This window comes from Allobosea sp. Tri-44 (assembly GCF_004123845.1).
GTDB lineage: Bacteria > Pseudomonadota > Alphaproteobacteria > Rhizobiales > Beijerinckiaceae > Allobosea.
Genome location: NZ_NBDP01000023.1, coordinates 100,641 through 115,213, shown reverse-complemented (window position 1 = coordinate 115,213; position 14,573 = coordinate 100,641). Strand labels below are relative to the sequence as shown.

14 protein-coding genes are annotated in these 14,573 nt (G+C 66.1%); 10 read left to right on the top strand and 4 right to left on the bottom strand.

The genetic code is table 11. From position 1 onward, the window contains the following. Positions 1-103 precede the first annotated feature (103 nt). From B6S44_RS15655 to B6S44_RS15620, 8 genes are all read left to right on the top strand, one after another. Positions 104-907, top strand: coding sequence for a DeoR/GlpR family DNA-binding transcription regulator (locus tag B6S44_RS15655; RefSeq protein ID WP_129157827.1), 804 nt, complete (start codon positions 104-106; stop codon positions 905-907). Positions 908-1,005: 98 nt separating this feature from the next. Beyond that, the gene (gene glpD / locus B6S44_RS15650; RefSeq protein WP_129157826.1) at positions 1,006-2,541 is read left to right on the top strand and encodes a glycerol-3-phosphate dehydrogenase; all 1,536 of its coding nucleotides are present in this window, start codon (positions 1,006-1,008) and stop codon (positions 2,539-2,541) included. Then, a complete protein-coding gene (locus tag B6S44_RS15645) occupies positions 2,538-3,623 on the top strand; it encodes an ABC transporter ATP-binding protein (RefSeq protein WP_129157825.1) in 1,086 nt (361 codons plus the stop codon). Before glpD ends, B6S44_RS15645 begins: the two co-directional genes overlap by 4 nt. A 1-nt stretch (position 3,624) precedes the next feature. After that, entirely contained in the window at positions 3,625-4,719 is a 1,095-nt protein-coding gene (locus tag B6S44_RS15640) for an ABC transporter ATP-binding protein (RefSeq protein ID WP_129157824.1), read from the top strand. Next, entirely contained in the window at positions 4,716-5,615 is a 900-nt protein-coding gene (locus B6S44_RS15635; RefSeq protein ID WP_129157823.1) for a carbohydrate ABC transporter permease, read from the top strand. The genes B6S44_RS15640 and B6S44_RS15635 overlap by 4 nt, the downstream gene beginning before the upstream one ends. Continuing rightward, positions 5,615-6,412, top strand: a complete 798-nt coding sequence (locus B6S44_RS15630; RefSeq protein WP_129157822.1) for a carbohydrate ABC transporter permease — start codon at positions 5,615-5,617, stop codon at positions 6,410-6,412. Before B6S44_RS15635 ends, B6S44_RS15630 begins: the two co-directional genes overlap by 1 nt. Then, a complete protein-coding gene (locus B6S44_RS15625) occupies positions 6,412-6,690 on the top strand; it encodes a DUF2160 domain-containing protein (RefSeq protein ID WP_129157821.1) in 279 nt (92 codons plus the stop codon). Before B6S44_RS15630 ends, B6S44_RS15625 begins: the two co-directional genes overlap by 1 nt. Before the next feature lie 202 nt (positions 6,691-6,892). Further along, positions 6,893-8,650, top strand: coding sequence for an ABC transporter substrate-binding protein (locus B6S44_RS15620; RefSeq protein ID WP_129157820.1), 1,758 nt, complete (start codon positions 6,893-6,895; stop codon positions 8,648-8,650). A gap of 81 nt (positions 8,651-8,731) precedes the next feature. Here B6S44_RS15620 and B6S44_RS15615 read toward each other — a convergent pair whose 3' ends face one another. Continuing rightward, positions 8,732-9,136, bottom strand: a complete 405-nt coding sequence (locus tag B6S44_RS15615) for a VOC family protein (RefSeq protein WP_129157819.1) — start codon at positions 9,134-9,136, stop codon at positions 8,732-8,734. An 84-nt stretch (positions 9,137-9,220) separates the two neighbouring features. Continuing rightward, positions 9,221-9,685 (bottom strand): MarR family winged helix-turn-helix transcriptional regulator, encoded by a 465-nt coding sequence (locus tag B6S44_RS15610; RefSeq protein WP_129157818.1) that lies wholly within the window; start codon positions 9,683-9,685, stop codon positions 9,221-9,223. Between the two features lie 68 nt (positions 9,686-9,753). On the opposite strand from B6S44_RS15610, the gene B6S44_RS15605 reads away from it, so the two are divergent. Continuing rightward, positions 9,754-10,485, top strand: a complete 732-nt coding sequence (locus B6S44_RS15605; RefSeq protein WP_129157929.1) for a DUF899 domain-containing protein — start codon at positions 9,754-9,756, stop codon at positions 10,483-10,485. A 192-nt stretch (positions 10,486-10,677) separates the two neighbouring features. On the opposite strand, the gene B6S44_RS15600 is transcribed toward B6S44_RS15605, so the two are convergent. After that, complete coding sequence (locus B6S44_RS15600; RefSeq protein ID WP_129157817.1) at positions 10,678-12,327, bottom strand: acyl-CoA dehydrogenase family protein; 1,650 nt, start codon at positions 12,325-12,327, stop codon at positions 10,678-10,680. Next, the gene (locus B6S44_RS15595) at positions 12,324-13,856 is read right to left on the bottom strand and encodes a 4-hydroxyphenylacetate 3-hydroxylase family protein (RefSeq protein ID WP_129157816.1); all 1,533 of its coding nucleotides are present in this window, start codon (positions 13,854-13,856) and stop codon (positions 12,324-12,326) included. The genes B6S44_RS15600 and B6S44_RS15595 overlap by 4 nt, the downstream gene beginning before the upstream one ends. A gap of 81 nt (positions 13,857-13,937) precedes the next feature. Here B6S44_RS15595 and B6S44_RS15590 point away from each other — a divergent pair, with 81 nt between their 5' ends. Further along, on the top strand, positions 13,938-14,570 hold the full coding sequence (locus B6S44_RS15590) for a TetR/AcrR family transcriptional regulator (protein WP_129157815.1): 633 nt from the start codon (positions 13,938-13,940) through the stop codon (positions 14,568-14,570). Positions 14,571-14,573 lie beyond the last annotated feature (3 nt).

Sequence of the window (14,573 nt, the reverse complement as noted above, 5' to 3'; positions counted from 1 at the left end):
AAAGAGTTGCTAGTGGTCTTGTTGATTCCGACATTCGCTCCGCCGCCCGGTATAGAGGGATGCGAATGTCGGAATCAGACCACTAGGTCACGAGGAGCCGGACATGGAGACCATCACGCCACGCCAGCGCGAGATCGTGGCGCTGGCTAGGGCGCACGGGCGCGTCAATGTCGAGGACCTTGCGGCGCGCTACGAGGTCAGCGCCCAGACGATCCGCAAGGATCTGAACCAGCTCTGCGACCAGCGCATCATGTCGCGCATCCATGGCGGGGCGGTGGTGGCATCAGGCGTCGAAAACCTCGCCTATGAGGCGCGCCGCTTCATCGCCCGCGAGGAGAAGGCGGCGATCGGCCGGGCCGCGGCGGCGCTGATCCCGAACGACGCCTCGCTCTTCATCAATATCGGGACGACGACCGAAGAGGTGGCACGGGCGCTCACCGACCATCACGGCCTGCTCGTCATCACCAACAATCTCCATGTCGCAACGCTGCTCTACCCGCATCAGAACATCGAGGTGATCGTCGCCGGCGGACCGGTCCGGCGCTCCGATGGTGGCGTCATCGGCGCTGCCGCGGTCGACCTGATCCGCCAGTTCAAGGTCGACTATGCCGTGATCGGCACCTCCGCCATCGACGAGGAGGGCGCGCTGCTCGATTTCGACTATCGCGAGGTCAGGGTCTCGCAGGCGATCATCGAAAACGCCCGGCAATGCCTGCTCGTCGCCGACAGCACCAAGTTCGAGCGCTCCGCTCCGGTCCGGATCGGCCATCTGCACGACGTCGACGTCTTCGTCACCGACAGGTTCGGCCCACCCGCGCTGCGCGAGCTCTGCCATAGCGAGGGCATCACCGTGGTCGAAACCGAAACGCTGGCTGAACCTGCCCTGCGCATCGAAAGTGAAAGCTAGAATTTTCGCTTTCACTTTCGTTTTGCCGTTGCACGCAAGAAAATCACGCTCTACCGTGCGTTGAAGGGCACTCGCAGGAGCGCCTGTGGGAGGAATGCGTGACGGCTCCGGTGTTCGACATCGCCATCATCGGCGGCGGGGTGAACGGCTGCGGCATTGCGCGCGACGCTGCCGGCCGCGGCGCCTCAGTCGTGCTGTTCGAACAGGGCGACCTCGCCAGCGCGACCTCCTCGGCCTCGACCAAGCTGATCCATGGCGGGCTGCGTTATCTCGAGCATTACGAATTCCGGCTGGTGCGCGAGGCGCTGACCGAACGCGAGGTGATGTGGCGCGCCGCGCCGCACATCATCCGGCCCTTACGCTTCGTGCTGCCGCACCATGCGGGCCTGCGGCCCTGGTGGATGCTGCGGCTCGGCCTCTTCCTCTACGACCATCTCGGCGGCCGCAAGCTGCTGCCGGCGACGCGCTCGCTCGACCTTAGGCGCGACGCCGCCGGCGAGCCGCTGCAGCCGCGCTTCGACCGTGCCTTCGAATATTCCGATTGCTGGGTCGAGGATGCCCGCCTCGTCGTGCTCAACGCCCGCGATGCGACGGAGCACGGCGCCAAGATCTTGCCCCGGACCAAGGTCATCGGTGCCCGCCGCCAGGGCGATCTCTGGGTCGTCTCCACGGAAGCTGCGGACGGTACCCGCGCCGAGACCAGCGCGCGCGTGCTGGTCAACGCCGCCGGCCCCTGGGTCGCGGACGTGCTGAACGGCATCGTCGCCAGCAACCGTCCGGCCGCGGTGCGACTCGTCCAGGGCAGCCATATCGTCGTGCCGCGCCTGTTCGAGCACGAGCGCTGCTACATCTTCCAGAACGCCGATGGCCGCATCATCTTCGCCATCCCCTATGAGGGCGACCTGACCCTGATCGGCACCACCGACAAGGACTATGACGGCGACCCCGCCAAGGTCGCCGCCAGCGAGGACGAGATCGCCTATCTCTGCGCCGCGGCGAGCGAGTATTTCCGCAAGCCGATCGCGCGCACGGACGTGGTCTGGACCTATTCCGGCGTGCGCCCGCTCTATGACGATGGGGCCAGCAAGGCGCAGGAGGCGACGCGCGACTATGTGCTGACGCTCGACGAGCCGGCCGGCTCGGCGCCATTGCTTTCGGTCTTCGGCGGCAAGATCACCACCGCGCGCCGGCTGGCGGAAGCGGCAGTCGAAAAGCTTGCCGCCGCCGTGCCGGCGCTGCGGGCTGCCCCCTGGACGGCCGGGGCACATCTGCCCGGCGGCGATTTCCCGGTCGAGGGTTTCGAGGGATTGGTCGAGCGCATCTGCGCCGCCCGCCCCTGGCTCGACCGAAAGCTGGCGCGCCGGCTCGCCCGCGCCTACGGCACCCGCACGGAAGCCCTGCTCGAAGGCGCCAAGGCGATGGCCGATCTCGGCCGCGTCTTCGGCGCCGATCTCACCGAGCGCGAGGTCGCCTGGCTGATGAGCCAGGAATGGGCTGCGAGCGCCGAGGACGTGCTGTTCCGGCGCAGCAAGCTCGGCTTGCGCTTTTCGCCCGAGCAGCGCCGGGCGCTCGACGAATACATGGCGGCGAAGGCCTCGTCGCCCGCTTCCGTCAGGATGGAGGCGCGCGGATGAGCCTGACGCTGGACAGCATCGGCCTGACGCGCGGCGCGCAGACCCTGCTCGCCGATATCTCGCTGACGCTGGAGAGGGGCTCGCTCAACGTGCTGCTCGGCGCGACGCTTGCGGGAAAAACCTCGCTGATGCGGCTGATGGCCGGGCTCGATGCACCGAGCAGCGGCAAGGTCCTGGTCGAGGGCCGCGACGTCACCGGGCTGCCGGTCCAAAAGCGCAATGTCGCGATGGTCTACCAGCAGTTCATCAACTACCCGGCGCTATCGGTCTACGAGAACATCGCCTCGCCGCTGCGCGTCGCCGGCTTGCCGGCGAATGAGATCGACACCCGGGTCAAGAGCGCGGCGGCACTGCTGCGGCTCGAGCCCTATCTCCAGCGCAAGCCGCTCGAACTCTCCGGCGGCCAGCAGCAGCGCACCGCGATCGCCCGCGCGCTGGTGAAGCGTGCCGAGCTCGTCCTGCTCGACGAGCCGCTCGCCAATCTCGACTACAAGCTCCGCGAGGAGCTGCGCGAGGAATTGCCGCGCATCTTCGCCGAATCCGGCGCGATCTTCGTCTACGCCACCACCGAGCCGAGTGAAGCCCTGCTGCTCGGCGGTAACACCGCCACCCTGTTCCAGGGGAAGGTCACGCAGTTCGGCCCGACCGCGCAGGTCTATCGCCAGCCGCATGACCTTGTGACCGCGCAGGTCTTCTCCGACCCGCCGCTCAACACGCTCTCCGGCACCAGGCAGGGCGGCGAGGTCCGGCTCTCGACCGGCCAGAGCATTCCGGCGACGGGCGCCTTCGCGAGCGTGCCTGATGGCGCCTACACGATCGGTTTCCGCGCCCATCATCTCGCACTCGATGCGCAGCCGGCGCCGGCGATCGCCTTGCAGGCGAATGTCTCCGTCTCCGAGATCACCGGCTCGGAATCCTTCGTCCATCTCGATGTCGGCGCGCATCGCCTGATCGCGCTGGTGCCGGGCGTGCGGCGTCTGGAGCCGGGCGCGGCCGTGACAGCCTGGCTCGATCCCGCCCGCATTTTCCTGTTCGATGCCGCCGGCAGGCTCGCCGCGGCAGCTCCGGCAAAGGCGGCGTGAGATGGCCAGGATCACGCTCGACAAACTGGCCCACGCCTACAAGCCCAACCCGCAGGGGCCGCAGGACTATGCCCTGCGCGAGGTCGACCATGTCTGGCGCCAGGGCGGCGCCTATGCGCTGCTCGGCCCGTCCGGCTGCGGCAAGACCACGCTGCTCAACATCATCTCCGGTCTCGTCGTGCCGACGCGCGGGCGCATCCTGTTCGACGACAAGGATGTGACGAAGCTGCCGACCGAGGCGCGCAACATCGCCCAGGTCTTCCAGTTCCCGGTCGTCTACGACACGATGACAGTGCGCGAGAACCTCGCCTTCCCGCTGAAGAACCGTGGCGTCGCGCGCGCCGAGATCGAAGCCCGCGTCGCCGAGATCGCCGGCCTGCTCGATCTGACCTCGGCGCTCGACCGCAAGGCGAGCCGACTCGGGGCCGACGCCAAGCAGAAGATTTCGCTCGGGCGCGGCCTGGTCCGGCCCGACGTCGCCGCGATCCTGTTCGACGAGCCTTTGACCGTCATTGACCCGCATCTGAAATGGCAATTGCGCTCGATGCTGAAGGAGCTGCACCGCAAGCTCGACCTCACCATGATCTACGTCACCCACGACCAGACCGAGGCGCTGACCTTCGCCGACACGGTGGTGGTGATGCATGATGGCGGCGTGGTGCAGACCGGCACGCCGGAAGAGCTGTTCCAGCACCCGGCCCACACCTTCGTCGGCCATTTCATCGGCTCGCCCGGCATGAACGTGCTGCCCTGCAAGGTCGAAGGCTCCCGAGCGAGCCTCGCCGGACAGGAGATCGCGCTGGCGCGGCACTATTCCGCTCTCGCCGGCAAGATCGAACTCGGCATCCGGCCGGAATATGCGACACTCGCGCCAAGCGGCGCCGGCCTGCCGGTTCGGATCGCGCGCATCGACGATATCGGCCGCGCCCGCATCGCCCGCGTCGAGCTCGGCGGCCTCAAGCTGGCCGCGAGCGTGCCGGAAGGCGCCAGCTTCGATGGCGATCAGGCCGCGCTTTCGCTGCAGGCGGGCCAGATCCACATCTACAGCGACGGCCATCTGGTCAAAGGCGAAGCGCTCCCGGGAGGCCAGCCATGAAGCCGGTCAACCAGAAGGCCTGGCTGCTCGTCCTGCCGGTTCTGCTGATCGTCGCCTTCTCGGCGGTGATCCCGCTGATGACGGTGGTGAACTATTCGGTCCAGGATTCCTTCGGCAACAACCAGTTCTTCTGGAACGGCGTCGGCTGGTTCGCCGAACTGCTCGATCCCAAGAGCGATCTCGGTTCGCGCTTCTACGACTCGCTCTGGCGCAATCTCGCCTTCTCGGGAATCATTCTCGCCATCGAGATCCCGCTCGGCATCCTGGTGGCGCTGTCGATGCCGCGCGAGGGCTGGACGGTCTCGGCGACGCTGGTCCTGATGGCGCTGCCGCTGCTGATTCCGTGGAACGTCGTCGGCACGATCTGGCAGATCTTCGCGCGTGGCGACATCGGTCTGTTCGGCGCCGCGATCAACGGGCTCGGCATCCGCTACAACTATGTCTCCGACCCGGTTGCCGCCTGGATCACCATCGTCGTGATGGATGTCTGGCACTGGACCTCGCTGGTGGCGCTGCTCTGCTATGCCGGCCTGAAGTCGATCCCCGACGCCTATTACCAGGCGGCCCGCATCGACGGCGCCTCGCGCTGGGCCGTATTCCGCACCATCCAACTGCCGAAGATGAGCCGCGTGCTGCTGATCGCCGTGCTGCTGCGTTTCATGGACTCGTTCATGATCTACACCGAGCCGTTCGTCGTCACCGGCGGCGGCCCCGGCAATTCGACGACCTTCCTGTCGATCGAGCTGGTCAAGCTCGCGCTAGGGCAGTTCGACCTCGGCAAGGCGGCGGCGCTCTCGATCGTCTACAACCTGATCATCCTCGCCGTGTGCTGGGTGTTCTACACGGTGATGACCGCAGCCGATGCGCGCGCCGACGTTGACGCGGGGAGGGCCTGATGCGCGGCGGCCGATTGATCCTCTCGCTCTACCTGATCGCGCTGATGTTGCCGATCTATTGGCTCGTCAACATGAGCTTCAAGACCAACATCGAGATCACCAATGCGCTGACGCTCTGGCCGCGGACCTTCACCTTCGACAACTACACCAAGATCTTCACCGACCCGAGCTGGTACAACGGCTACATCAACTCCCTGCAATATGTGGCGTTGAACACCCTGCTCTCGCTCGCCTTCGCGTTGCCAGCAGCCTACGCCTTCTCGCGCTACCGCTTCCTCGGCGACAAGCACCTGTTCTTCTGGCTGCTCTCGAACCGGATGGCGCCGCCGGCAGTGTTCGCGCTGCCCTTCTTCAACCTCTATTCGGCGATCGGCCTGTTCGACACCCCGCTCGCCGTGGCGCTGGCGCACTGCCTGTTCAACGTGCCGCTGGCGGTCTGGATCCTCGAAGGCTTCATGTCCGGCGTGCCGCGCGAGATCGACGAGACCGCCGCGATCGACGGCTATTCCTTCCCGCGCTTCTTCGTGAAGATCTTCATGCCGCTGATCGCGTCGGGCATCGGCGTCGCGGCGTTCTTCTGTTTCATGTTCTCCTGGGTCGAGCTCCTGCTGGCGCGCACGCTGACCAGCGTCAGCGCCAAGCCGATCGCCGCGACCATGACCAGAACGGTCTCCGCCGCCGGCATGGACTGGGGCGTGCTCGCCGCGGCAGGCGTACTGACGCTGATCCCCGGCGCGCTCGTGATCTGGTTCGTCCGCAACTACATCGCCAAGGGCTTCGCCCTGGGGAGGGTGTGATGGAACTTAACTGGATGGCCTGGACCTGGCAGACCGGCCTCTTCTTCGCCGGCATCGCCAGCCTGCTCCTGATCCTGACGCTGCTCGCGGTCTTCCGGCCCGAGACCGAGCGCGTCGGCGTGCTCGGCATCGCCACCACGCGCGGCGACCGGCTCTTCATCTCGCTGCTCGGCAGCGCCTTCATTCACCTCGCCTGGCTCGGCATCATTGGCCAGCCACTGTGGTGGGCTTCCGGCCTCGCGCTCCTCTATGCCGCGGCGGTGTTCCGCTTCGTCTAGAGGAGCCAGAGCAGGAGGCGAAAAAGTGGGAACCGGTTTTTCGCATCGGCTCCTGCTCTGACTTCTAGGTGGGAGACGGATTCAGCTTTCAGGAAAAATCGCAAAGCGATCTTTTCTGAAAGCATCCGGCTCCAGCCCAACAACAAGAAACGACCGATCCCGGCAAAACGGGCGGCACCTCGCAAAAACATCGGAGGAAACGATGACGACGCTCAGCAGGACCCTTACCCGCCTCTCCGGCGCCAGCCTGTTCGCGCTGGTCGCCGCTGCCGGACCGGCCCTCGCCGGCCCCGAGGAGGCACGCAAATGGATCGACAGCGAGTTCCAACCCTCGACGCTCGACAAGGCGGCCCAGCTCAAGGAGATGGAATGGTTCATCAATGCGGCGAAGCCCTTCGCCGGCATGGAGATCAACATCGTCTCGGAGACGATCACCACGCATGAGTATGAGGCCAAGACCCTGGCCAAGGCCTTCAGCGAGATCACCGGCATCAAGCTGACGCACGACCTGATCCAGGAAGGCGACGTGGTCGAGAAGATCCAGACGCAGATGCAGTCCGGCAAGAACATCTATGACGGCTGGATCAACGATTCCGACCTGATCGGCACGCATTTCCGCTACAAGCAGGCGACCAACCTGACCGACTGGATGGCGGGACCGGGCAAGGACGTCACCAATCCGCAGCTCGACATCGACGACTTCATCGGCAAGTCGTTCGGCACCGGCCCCGACGGCAAGCTCTACCAGCTGCCGGTGCAGCAGTTCGCGAACCTCTACTGGTTCCGCTACGACTGGTTCCAGCGCGCCGACCTCAAGGAAAAGTTCAAGGCCAAATACGGCTACGATCTCGGCGTGCCCGTGAACTGGTCGGCCTATGAGGACATCGCCGAGTTCTTCACCAACGACGTCAAGGAAATCGACGGCACCAAGATCTTCGGCCATATGGACTATGGCAAGAAGGACCCCTCGCTCGGCTGGCGCTTCACCGACGCCTGGCTCTCAATGGCCGGCAATGGCGACAAGGGCATCCCGAACGGCCTGCCGGTCGACGAATGGGGCATCCGCATGGAGGGCTGCCGCCCGGTCGGCTCCGCGGTCGAGCGCGGCGGCGACACCAACGGCCCGGCCGCGGTCTACTCGATCACCAAATATGTCGACTGGCTGAAGAAATATGCCCCGCCGCAGGCGCAAGGCATGACCTTCGGCGAGTCGGGCCCGGTGCCGGCGCAGGGGACGATCGCCCAGCAGATCTTCTGGTACACCGCCTTCACCGCCGACATGGTCAAGCCCGGCCTGCCGGTGATGAGCGCGGACGGCAAGCCGAAATGGCGGATGGCGCCCTCGCCCAAGGGCTCCTACTGGAAGGACGGCATGAAGCTCGGCTACCAGGACGCCGGCTCGGCGACCCTGCTGAACTCGACCCCGGTCGAGCGCCGCAAGGCAGCCTGGCTCTATCTGCAGTTCATCGTCTCCAAGACGGTCAGCCTGAAGAAGAGCCATGTCGGCCTCACCTTCATCCGCGAGAGCGACATCTGGGACAAGAGCTTCACCGAGCGCGCCCCGCAGCTCGGCGGGCTGATCGAGTTCTACCGCTCGCCGGCGCGCGTGCAGTGGACCCCGACCGGCAACAACGTCCCGGACTATCCGCGCCTCGCCCAGCTCTGGTGGCAGAACATCGGCGACGCCTCCTCCGGCGCCAAGACGCCGCAGGCGGCGATGGATGCGCTGGCGGCGGCGCAAGACTCGGTGATGGAACGCCTGGAACGCTCCGGCGTGCAGGGCGATTGCGGGCCGAAGCTGAACCCGCGCACCACGGCTGAAGAGTGGTTCGCCAAGGCCGAGAAGGCCGGCACGCTGGCGCCGCAACGCAAGCTCGCCAACGAGAAGCCGAAGGGCGAGACGATCGACTACGACACGCTGATCAAGAGCTGGCCAGCGTCTCCCCCGAAGCGCGGCTGAGCCCCCTCCTCCCAGCTCGGCAGTGCGAAAGGGGCGCGGCAGCAATGCCGCGCCCCCGATTTTTTCAGACTTCGCGGCCCGCTATTGCTGCGCAGCCCCCTCGTCCATCCACATGACTTCCCAGACATGGCCGTCGAGGTCCTGGAAGCCGTGGGCGTACATGAAGCCGTAATCCTTCGGCTCGCTATAGGTCGTGCCCCCGGCGCCGAGTGCCGCCTTGACGATCGCATCGACCGCCTCGCGGCTGTCGCGCGAGAGCGCGGTGAGCACCTCCAGCGACTGGCTGGTGTCGGCGATCGGCTTCGGCGAAAAGCCGGCGAATTTCTCATGGGTCAGCAGCATCGCGAAGATCGTCTCGCTGATCACCATGCAGGCGGCGGTCTCGTCGGTGAATTGCGGGTTGAAGGAGAAACCGAGCGCCTCGAAGAAGGCGATCGACTTCGGCAAGTCCTTCACCGGCAGGTTGACGAAGATCATCTGGGGCATTTCGTGCTCCTTGGCAGCATTATTCTGGGGCCAGCACCGTCTTGGTGGATGCAATGGCCAGTGGGCCGGGGCGATGTGGCGCGGCTATGACACGGCCTGGAGTGCCTGCCTGAGCCTGGCCGGCTCGATGTCGGTCAGGCGGGCATCGACTTCGTCATGCGTGCGCTGCCAGATCGGCATGGCGCGTGCGAGCAGGGCAATTCCCTCAGGCGTAATTGCCAGGAGCCGGCTGCGGCGGTCCTTCTCGCCCGCGGCCACGACGACGAGGCCGCGGCGCTCCAGCGGCTTCAGCGCCGCGGTCAGCGTCGTCCGATCCATGCCGAGCAGGCTCGCGACCGGGCCGATCGGCGGCGGCTCCGGCCGGTTCAGCGACATCAGGAGGGAGAATTGCTGATTGGTGAGATCAAACGGGCGCAGCGCCTCGTCGAACAGCCGCGCCAGCGCCCGCGCCGCGCGCTGGACATGCAGGCACAGGCAATGGTCGCGCACATGCAGCGTCGTGGCGAAGGGAACGAGGGATTCGAGCGGTGCTTCCAATGATTTTGACATCGTTCAGATATGTTGATATCAACGCAACAAGATTATGCTGAAGGGCTGGGATCTGCAAGGAGACGATGATGGAGCATCATGTGGTTCCCCGATCCGAATGGCTGGAGGCGCGCAAGGCCCTGCTCAGCCGCGAGAAAGAGTTCACCCGGCTGCGCGATGAGATCAATGCCGAGCGCCTCGCTCTGCCCTGGGTCAAGGTCGACAAGAACTACGTTTTCGATACGCCTGCGGGCAAGAAAACCCTCGCCGAGCTGTTCGACGGCCGCAGCCAGCTGGTGATCTACCATTTCATGTTCGGACCGGACTGGGAGGCGGGCTGCCCCGGCTGCTCCTTCATGGCCGACCATTTCGACGGCACGCTGGCGCATCTCAACAATCACGACGTCACGCTGGTGACCGTCTCGCGCGCGCCACTCGCCAAGATCGAGGCCTACAAGCAGCGCATGGGCTGGAGCTTCCCCTGGGTCTCCTCCTTCGGCAGCGAGTTCAACTTCGACTACCACGTCTCCTTCACCCCGGAGGAACTTGCCAGGGGCCTGGTGCTCTACAATTTCACCCAGACGCCGGCCGAACAGGCCCATGACGAGCTTCCGGGCACGAGCGCCTTCCTCCGCAATGAGACCGGCGAGATCTTCCATACCTACTCGTCCTATGCCCGTGGCGACGAGGAGATGCTGGGTACGCTGATGATCCTCGACCGGGCGCCGAAGGGCCGCAACGAGAGTTCGACGCTGAGCTTCATCAAGCGTCATGACGAGTATGAGGACCAGCCGAAAGCCCATGCCTGCTGCGCCGCCTGAGGCGCAGCGAGCCAGACCACGCGCATAGGGTTGGTGGGATGCCCATTCCCGCGAGGGAATGGGCTTGGGGCGCGTGTTTTTCCAGTAGTCCGGCTGCCTACCGTCATTGCGAGGAGGCGAAGCCGAGGAAGCAATCCAGGGACGGCAGAGTTTCACGTCTTCTGGATTGCTTCGCTTCGCTCGCAATGACGACTAGCCACGCGCCACTGTCGCCCGCTGCACGATCCCCGCCAGCTCAGGCGAGGGGTCGAGCGTGCCGAAGACATAGCCCCAGTCGGCGTCGAGCCGCGAGCGGCAGAAGCTCTCGAATACCGCCTCGTCGGCATGCTTCCTGAGCTCCGAGGCCTGCAGCGCATAGGCCATCAGATTGGCGAGCCGGCGGCCATGGCCGTCATCATTGCGCGGCTTCGCCACCTCGTCGCCGAGCCGGTCGAGCCAGCGATCGAGGGCGCGATTGGCGCCGCGCGCCGCGCCGACCTCGTTCATGAAGGCCTCCTTGGTGCGCGGCTCGCGGTTGAAGGCGCGCAGCACGTCCATGCACATCATGTTCGAGGTGCCCTCCCAGATCGCGTTGAGCGGCGCCTCGCGATAGAGCCGCGCCATCGGGTTCTCCTCGATGAAGCCATTGCCGCCATGGCATTCCAGGGCTTCGACCACGAAGGCGGCGGCGCGCTTGCAGTTCCAGAATTTGGCCAGCGGGGTGGTGACGCGAGCGAGATGACGCTCATCCTCGGTCGTCTCCATCGCATCGGTTGCAGCCGCGACCCTGAAGGCCATCAGCGTCGAGGCTTCGGAATCGATGGCGAGATCGGCGAGGATGTTGGTCATCATCGGCTGCTCGGCGAGCGACGAGCCGAAACCCCTGCGCGACTGGGTGTGGTTCAGCGCCAACGTCAGCGCCTGGCGCATCAGCCCGGCCGAGCCGACGGCAAAGTCGAGCCGGGTGAGGTGCGCGTGACTGAGGATCTCCTTGATGCCGGCGCCCTCCTCGCCGACGAGCCAACCCAGGCATTCGCGGAATTCGACCTCGGAGGAGGCGTTCGAGCGGTTGCCGGCCTTGTCCTTCAGGCGCTGGATCTGCAGCCGGTTGCGGCTGCCATCGGGCAGGAAGCCGGGGCAAAACAGGCAGGAGACGCCGCTTTGCGTCTGCGCCAGGGTAAAGAACCCGTCCGATTGCGGCACCGAGAAGAACCATTTGTGCCCGGTGATCAGATAGACCCGGCCCTCCGGCGTATCCTCAAGGAAGCGGGCCGTGGTCTGGGTCTGGCGCAGATCCGAGCCGCCCTGCTTCTCAGTCATCGCATAGCCGATGCTGGCGCCGGTCTTCTGCGCCACCGGCAGCGGGCGCCTGTCGTAGCGGCCCGAGGTGATCTTCTGCCGCCAGAGCGCGAACTCCGGCTGGGCGAGGCCGGGAAAAGCGGCATAGGTCATGCCGGTCGGGCAGCCGGTCCCGTGCTCGACCTGGTTCCAGAGATAGGACAGCACGGCGCGGCCGAGATGGCCGTTAGCCTCCTTCGTCGTCCAGGCGAGCGAGGGCACCTCGTACGCGAAGGCTAGCGACATCAATTCGTGCCAGGCCGGGTGGAACTCGATCCAGTCGAGGCGATTGCCATAGCGGTCATGGCTCCGCAGCTCCGGTCCATGGCGGTTGGCGAGGCGGGCGAGCTCCTGCACCTCGGCATCGCCGGCATGGGCGCCCAGTGCCGCAGCCTTGCCGGCGACCCAGGGCGCGCCGCGGGCGACGATGCCCTGCAGCACCGCATCGCCGGAGAAGGCATTCCAGCCGGTGGCGGGTCGGGCCTGGTTGAGGACCTGGTGGGTGGCGTGAGCCTGCATGGTCATTCCGCCGCCTCCGGTGCCGTCACGCGCTCGGGCACCTCGCAGCCGGTGACGCAGCAGCGGCCCGGCTGCTTCGACACGCGCGAGCCATCGGCGAGCACGCCGCGGTCGAGCAGGCTCTCGACCAGCGCGACCTTCTCCATGACGGGATAGTTGCGCCAGATCTCGCGCTTCATCGCCTCGGGCGAACCGCCGCCATGCAGCGAGATCACCGAATACCAACCGGCCTCCTTGGAGACGGTGAGGTCCTCGATGAAGCGGGCGACCTCGGCGCGCTGCGCGTAGGGGATGTCCGCCCGCCCCGTCAGCACCGCCGAGAGCGAGGCCGAGGTTTCGGGGTTGTGGTCCTCGTCCGGGCCGGGCAGCGCCACGATCAAGCCTCCCGAGACGTAATGAGCGATCCTGTGCATGTCGTAGATCTTGGTAGCGAGCAGCAGCTTGCCGATATTGGCGAAAACTGCGTCCGGCATCGCCACGCCCGAGGCGTCCTTGCTGCAATAGACCGAGGCCGCCACGCCGCAGGCGAAGAAGCTCTCGGTGATGGTGATCAGCTCGACCAGCTGCTCGCGGACATGGGAATGCCGGTCGGCATCGAGCCCGTTGGCCTCGACCATCAAGGCGCCGGCGCCGACCAAGAGGTCGCCGAAGCCGGCCCGCGCGGCGATGCAGCTGTGGCGGTGATGGGTGGCGTAGCTGGTGGTGAGATAACCGGCCTCCTCGACCTCGCCGGCAAGGAAGACGCGCTCCCACGGCACGAAGACGTCATCGAACATCACCGCGCCGGTCGACTGGCCGTATTTGGCCGAGAATTTGGCCGCCGGATCGCCCGGGCGCCCCCCCGGACGCGCGACGATAGTGATCCCCTCGGCATCGCAGGGAACGGCGCAGCAGACGGCGAAATCCTCGTCGACCTCGGCGTGGGTGCGGCAAGGCATCACCAGGAATTCATGGACGTAAGGCGCGCCCGTGACGATCGCCTTGGTGCCGCGGATGATGATGCCGTCCCGCCGGCGCTCCTTGATGTGCACGTAGGAATCACGATTGGGCTGTGAGCCTGGCCGCAGCGAGCGGTCGCCCTTGGCGTCGGTCATGGCAACGCCGCAGGTCAGATCCTCGTCCTGGATGCGGTGCATGTAGGCGAGGAAGCGCTGGGTGTAGTCGGTGCCGCGATTGGCGTCGGCCCGTATCGTCGCCTGCAGGATGCCGTTGAAGGCGTCATGCGTCAGATAGCGCTGGGCGCAGCCCGAGATCTTGCAGACCAAGCGGACCGCCTCGAGCTTGGCGAGGAGATCGCTGGACGAACCATCGATATGGAGCATGCGGTTGACGGTGCGCCCGGAAGAGCCCTGGACCGCGGTCATGATCGGCCGGTAGGCCGCCTCATGCGCGAGGTCATAGGTCACGCCGATACCGTTGATGCCCGGCAGCAGGAGGGGCTCGTCGGCGACGTTCTCGATCCTGCGGCCGTTGATGAAAACGCGCGGAGAATAGGTCCGCAGGGATTCGCGATAGCCGGCGGCGTCCATCAGCATGCTAGCCTCCTCCCGAGCGGTTGTTGCTCCTAAAATTGAACGGCGTTAGATTTTCGTCAAGAGGGTTGGAGGCGTTCCAGAGTGAGCGAGGGATCAGCAGATCGAAAGCGTGGCCGCTATGCCGCGACTGACGCCAAGCGCGAGGGCATCCTCGCCGCGGCGCGGGCCGTGTTCGAGCGCGAGGGGCTGGACGGCGCGTCGCTGCGGGCGATTGCAGCCGAGGCCGGCTACACGCCGGCGGCGCTCTATTTCCATTTCGACTCGAAAGAGGCGCTCTATGCCGAGGTGCTTGGCCGCTCGATCGCCACGTTGCAGGCGGCGGTCGATATGGCAGTCGCTGCCGCCGGTACCCCGGCCGAACGCTTCTGCGCCGCCGCACTCGCCTTCTTCGATTTCTATGCCGAAAACCCGCGCGATCTTGATCTCGGCTTCTATCTGTTCCGTGGCGGCATGCGCCCGCACGGCCTCGGCCGCGAGCGTGACCGGGCCCTGAACGAGGCGCTGGAAGCGAGCCTTGCGCCGATCCGCACGGCCGCGCTGGCGCTGGGCGCCGATGCCGCGCAAGCCGAGTTGATCATGGCCGACGCCTTCGCCCATGCTTCCGGCGTGCTCCTGCTGGCCCATACGCGGCGCATCCGCATGTTCGGCGCCTCGGCGCGCACGCTGATGCAGCGCCATGTCGAAACCGAGCTCGACCGACTCTTGCGAAGGTGACGC

Coding starts and splice junctions, on each gene's coding strand:
- B6S44_RS15625 (WP_129157821.1), top strand. CDS start 6,412: ATGGAACTTAACTGGATGGCCTGGACCTGGCAGACCGGCCTCTTCTTC.
- B6S44_RS15640 (WP_129157824.1), top strand. CDS start 3,625: ATGGCCAGGATCACGCTCGACAAACTGGCCCACGCCTACAAGCCCAAC.
- B6S44_RS15645 (WP_129157825.1), top strand. CDS start 2,538: ATGAGCCTGACGCTGGACAGCATCGGCCTGACGCGCGGCGCGCAGACC.
- B6S44_RS15655 (WP_129157827.1), top strand. CDS start 104: ATGGAGACCATCACGCCACGCCAGCGCGAGATCGTGGCGCTGGCTAGG.
- B6S44_RS15610 (WP_129157818.1), bottom strand. CDS start 9,685: ATGTCAAAATCATTGGAAGCACCGCTCGAATCCCTCGTTCCCTTCGCC.
- B6S44_RS15600 (WP_129157817.1), bottom strand. CDS start 12,327: ATGACCATGCAGGCTCACGCCACCCACCAGGTCCTCAACCAGGCCCGA.
- B6S44_RS15595 (WP_129157816.1), bottom strand. CDS start 13,856: ATGCTGATGGACGCCGCCGGCTATCGCGAATCCCTGCGGACCTATTCT.
- B6S44_RS15605 (WP_129157929.1), top strand. CDS start 9,754: ATGGAGCATCATGTGGTTCCCCGATCCGAATGGCTGGAGGCGCGCAAG.
- B6S44_RS15620 (WP_129157820.1), top strand. CDS start 6,893: ATGACGACGCTCAGCAGGACCCTTACCCGCCTCTCCGGCGCCAGCCTG.
- B6S44_RS15615 (WP_129157819.1), bottom strand. CDS start 9,136: ATGCCCCAGATGATCTTCGTCAACCTGCCGGTGAAGGACTTGCCGAAG.
- B6S44_RS15635 (WP_129157823.1), top strand. CDS start 4,716: ATGAAGCCGGTCAACCAGAAGGCCTGGCTGCTCGTCCTGCCGGTTCTG.
- B6S44_RS15630 (WP_129157822.1), top strand. CDS start 5,615: ATGCGCGGCGGCCGATTGATCCTCTCGCTCTACCTGATCGCGCTGATG.